This is a genomic window from Hyalangium sp. (assembly GCF_035629615.1).
Taxonomy (GTDB): Bacteria; Myxococcota; Myxococcia; order Myxococcales; family Myxococcaceae; genus Hyalangium.
This window is the reverse complement of the sequence record NZ_DASPHO010000650.1, coordinates 1-4,722: the sequence shown is the minus strand read 5'-3', so window position 1 is coordinate 4,722 and position 4,722 is coordinate 1. Positions and strand designations below refer to the sequence as shown.

General features: G+C 66.8%; 5 protein-coding genes. All 5 read left to right on the top strand.

Translation table 11 applies throughout. The features are described from left to right. The first annotated feature begins 37 nt into the window (after positions 1-37). Positions 38-541 carry a type VI secretion system contractile sheath small subunit gene (gene tssB, locus VD972_RS33220; protein WP_324992812.1) on the top strand — a complete coding sequence of 168 codons (504 nt, stop codon included), beginning with the start codon at positions 38-40 and terminating at the stop codon, positions 539-541. Positions 542-583: 42 nt separating this feature from the next. Next, positions 584-2,068, top strand: coding sequence for a type VI secretion system contractile sheath large subunit (tssC, locus tag VD972_RS33215; protein ID WP_324992811.1), 1,485 nt, complete (start codon positions 584-586; stop codon positions 2,066-2,068). 159 nt (positions 2,069-2,227) lie between these two features. Further along, positions 2,228-2,719 carry a type VI secretion system tube protein TssD gene (tssD, locus tag VD972_RS33210; protein ID WP_324992810.1) on the top strand — a complete coding sequence of 164 codons (492 nt, stop codon included), beginning with the start codon at positions 2,228-2,230 and terminating at the stop codon, positions 2,717-2,719. 68 nt (positions 2,720-2,787) lie between these two features. Further along, positions 2,788-3,180: a type VI secretion system baseplate subunit TssE gene (tssE, locus tag VD972_RS33205; protein WP_324992809.1), complete on the top strand. Its 393-nt coding sequence runs from the start codon at positions 2,788-2,790 to the stop codon at positions 3,178-3,180. Between the two features lie 24 nt (positions 3,181-3,204). Beyond that, a partial coding sequence (tssF, locus tag VD972_RS33200) for a type VI secretion system baseplate subunit TssF (RefSeq protein ID WP_324992808.1) occupies positions 3,205-4,722 on the top strand: 1,518 nt, incomplete at its 3' end.

Genomic DNA, 4,722 nt, shown 5'->3' with positions numbered 1-4,722 from the left:
CGCGGGACCATGCGGTTTCCAACCAGGAGGTCATGAGGTGAGCAAGGAAGGGTCTGTTGCGCCGAAAGAGCGCGTCAACATCGTCTACAAGTCCGAGACCGGAGGCGCGCAGGCGGAGATCGAGCTGCCGCTCAAGATCCTCATGGTGGGCGACTACATCGGGCGCAAGGACGATCGTCCTGTCGAGGAGCGCGCTCCGATCAACATCGACAAGTCCAACTTCAATGAGGTGATGGCCAAGCAGAACCTCGGGCTGGACGCCAACGTGGCCGACAAGCTCTCCAGTGAGAAGGGCGCGGAGATGTCGGTCTCGCTGAAGTTCTCCACGCTGGCGGACTTCACCCCGGAGGGCATCGTCAACCAGGTGCCTCAGCTCAAGCAGCTGCTGGAGCTGCGCGCGGCGCTCAATGCCCTCAAGGGCCCCCTGGGCAACGTGCCGGCCTTCCGCAAGAAGATCCAGGCGCTGCTGGGTGATACCGAGGGTCGCCAGAAGCTGATGGCCGAGCTGGGACTGGGCGCGGACGGCAAGAAGGCTGAGTAGGGCCACGGCCCCGCAAGCAACCTGAGAGAGGCGTGAACACGGATGAGCACTGAAGCCAAGGCGGGTACCGCCGCAGCAACGACAGTCGATGCCCAGGGATCTCTGCTCGACGAGATCCTGGCTGAGACGAAGATGAAGCCGAGCGACGACGGCTATGACGTCGCCCGGAAGGGTGTCCAGGCGTTCATCGCGGAGATGCTGGCCCCAGGCCGCTCTGCGGAGCGCGTGGACAAGGCCCTGGTGGACGCGATGATCGCCGAGGTGGACCTCCGGCTGAGCGCCCAGGTCAACGAGATCCTCCACCACCCCAAGGTCCAGGCGCTCGAGTCCGCCTGGCGCGGGCTGAAGTTCCTCATCGACCGGACGGACTTCCGCGAGAACATCAAGGTGGAGATGCTCAATGCCACCAAGGAAGATCTGCTCACGGACTTCGAGGACGCTCCGGAGACGGTGAAGTCCGGCCTCTACCGGCTGGTCTACTCCAACGAGTACGGCGTCTTCGGTGGCAAGCCCTACGGCACCATCTGCGCCAACTTCGACTTCGGGCCGGGCCCGGAGGACATCGCCCTGCTGCAGAAGTGCGCCTCGGTGGCGGCCATGGCGCACACGCCGTTCATCGCCAACACGTCGCCGGAGTTCTTCGGGGAGACCTCCTTCCTGAAGCTGCCGGGCCTCAAGGATCTCAAGTCGCTGTTCGAGGGTCCTCAGTACGCGCGCTGGCACAGCTTCCGCGAGAGCGAGGACGCCCGCTACGTGGGCCTGGCCATGCCGCGCTTCCTGCTGCGGCTGCCCTACGGTGAGAAGACCATCTCGGTGAAGTCCTTCAACTTCAACGAGGACGTCATCGGCCACCACGAGCGCTACCTGTGGGGCCACGCCTCCGTCGCCTTGACGAGCCGCGTGGTGGACTCGTTCGCCAAGTACCGCTGGTGCCCGAACATCATCGGCCCGCAGTCCGGTGGCGCGGTGGAGAGCCTGCCGCTGCACCAGTACGAGGCCATGGGCGAGATCCAGACGAAGATCCCCACCGAGGTGCTCATGACGGAGCGTCGTGAGTACGAGCTCTCCGAGGAGGGCTTCATCGGCATGGTGTTCCGCAAGGAGTCGGACAACGCCGCCTTCTTCTCGGCCAACTCCGTGCAGAAGCCCAAGTTCTTCGGCAACAGCCCAGAGGGCAAGGCCGCGGAGACGAACTACCGCCTGGGCACGCAGCTGCCGTACATGTTCATCATGTCCCGCCTGTCGCACTACCTGAAGGTGCTGCAGCGCGAGCAGATCGGCAGCTGGAAGGAGCGCTCGGATCTGGAGCGTGAGCTCAACCAGTGGATCGGCCAGTACGTGGCGGACATGGATGATCCGGCCCCCTCGGTGCGCTCCAAGCGCCCCCTGCGCTCGGCGAAGATCAAGGTTGAGGACGTGGAGGGCCAGCCGGGCTGGTACCGGTGCAACCTCCAGGTGCGCCCACACTTCAAGTACATGGGCGCCTCGTTCACCCTGTCCCTCGTGGGCAAGCTGGACAAGGAGTAGCGGAGTTGGGGGAAAACCCCCTACCCGTGAGAGCCTCCGGTTCTGTCCGCGCCGGAGGCTATACTCGTAGGTCCGGGCTCTGCTGTGAGGGGGGGCCCCTGAAAGCAGCTTCCTTGTAGCGCGCAGTCATCACGCTGAAGCAGGAGAAGGAGAAGAGCTATGGCCGAGACAGTACACCTGTTCCTCAAGGCGAACGGGACGGACATCAAGGGTGAGAGCACGCAGGTGAGCCTCGGGCGGCAGGATTCGATCGAGTGCGTCTACTACGAGCAGTCCGTCATCACCGCTCGCGAGGCCGGCTCCGGTATCGCTACCGGCCGCCGCCAGTACCAGCCGCTGCTGGTCCGCAAGCGCATCGACAAGTCCTCGCCGCTGCTGATGAAGGCGCTCTGCGAGAACCAGGCGATCGACGCGAGCTTCAAGTTCTTCCGCCCCAACCCCACCGGCGACGGCACCACCGAGCAGTTCTACACGGTGGCATTCAAGAAGGGCCGCATCGCCAGCATCAAGCAGGTGGTACCGGACACCATCGTCCCGGCGACCTCCACCGAGCCGCCGCTCGAGGAGATCACCTTCGTGTTCCACACCATCGGGTGGACGTACACCAATGGTGGCGTGACGCACGAGGACACCTGGGATCAGCAGCGCTGAGTCCCGCGCTCGCCGTGCGCCAGGGCTGAAGCGGGCGCACGGCGGCGGGCTTCGGAGAGGACACGACAGTGGCGGGGCGCGGCCTTCTGTCACGAATCGACTCGGAAGAGGGGACTTCCTCGCGCAGCGTGGACGTCTCCTCTTCCATCGTTGAGCACCTTCGGGTGTTGCTCAACACGCGCAAAGGAGACTCGGCGACGGTGCCGGGCTTCGGAGTGGTGGACTTCACGGACCTGGTCCACACCTTCCCCTCGGCCATCCAGACGCTGCAGGTGGCCATGCGCGCCACGGTGCTGGAGTACGAGCCGCGCCTGCGCAACATCAGCGTCCGCCACGTCCCGGACGAGGATCCCCTGGTGCTGCGCTTCGAGATCACCGCGCAGCCCGCGGATCGCAGCGCCCGCGGCGTGCTGCGGTTCCGGACGCAGATGTCACCGGGGGGCAAGGTCGAGGTCTGGTAGCGTGCCGGCAGGCGGGAGCCACGGGTGTTCAGCAAGTACTACCAGAGCGAGCTCGCATATCTTCGGGAGATGGGGAAGGCGTTCGGGACTGCCAACCCCGCGCTGGCCGGCATGCTCGTGGAGCGTGGCGGCGATCCGGACGTGGAGCGGCTGTTGGAGGGCTTCGCGTTCCTGACGGCGCGCATCCGCGAGCGCATTGACGACGCGGTGCCCGAGGTGGTCCACGGCCTGGTGGATCTGCTGCTGCCCCACTATCTGCGCGTGCTGCCCTCGTGCTCGGTGGTGGAGTTCAGCCCGCACGCGCGCCTCTTGCGCGGCCGCTCGCGGATCCCCGCGGGCGCGGAGGTGGGCTCCAAGCCGGTGGATGGGACGACGTGCGTGTTCCGCACCACGCGGCCGGTGGATCTGCTGCCGCTCACGCTGGTGGAGACGGTGCTGGATCAGTCCACGCAGCTGTCGCCCGTGCTGCGCGTGCAGCTCCAGGTGGCGGAGCAGGGGCGCAGCGAGATCTTCCAGGAGGAGGGCTTCTCCCTCTTCATCCACGGCGAGCCGGCCGTCAGCTCCACGCTCATGGTGTGGCTGATGAGGCACTGCAAGGGCGTGCTGTTGCGCGGCGCCGCTGGCAGCGAGCCGGTGCGGCTGCCGCCGAGCAAGCTGCGCGCCGTGGGCTTCTCGCCGGAGGATCAGCTGCTGCCGTGGCCGGCGCGCGCCCCCGAGGGCTACCGGCTGCTGCAGGAGTACTTCACGATGCCGCAGAAGTTCCTCTTCGTGGAGGTGAGGGGGCTTCAGGCGGCGGCCGGCCTCACCGGCCAGAAGCTGGAGCTGATCTTCGAGTTCGAGCGGCCACCGCCGCTCCCCGGCCGCGTGCCGAAGGACATCTTCAGGCTGCACTGCACGCCGGTGGTGAACCTGTTCTCCACCACCGCGGATCCGCTCAAGGTGGGATCGCTGGGGCACGAGCACCAGCTTCGCGCCGCCGGGCTGGATCCGGAGCACATGGAGGTCTACTCGGTGGACACCGTCACCGGCCTCCAGGCCGGGCGCACCGAGCGGCTGGACTACCGGCCCTTCTTCGACTTCGCGCACAGCAGCGGGGACAACGCGCGCTTCTTCCGGCTGCGCCGGGCGCAGTCGCCGCTCAATGACGGCATCGACACCTTCCTGTCGCTGGGCAGCCCGCGGGATGTGGCGCCGGTGGTGGCAGAGGAGACGCTCTCCATCGATCTGACGTGCACCAACCGCTCGCTGCCGACCCGGCTGCAGGTGGGCGATCTGAGCATGCCCACGCCGGCCTCCCCTACGACGGCGAAGTTCCGCAACATCATCGCGCTGAGCAAGCCGGCGCGGCCGCCGCTGGGCTCGGAGCTGCACTGGCGGCTGTTGTCGCACCTGGCGCTGAACCAGCGCTCGCTGCTGGATCCCGGGGCGCTGATGGCGCTGCTGGAGCTCTACAACTTCCAGGCGACGGCGGATCAGCCCACCGCGCGGGCCAACCAGCTGCGGATCGAGTCCCTGCGAGGCGTGACGGGCAAGCCGGCCACG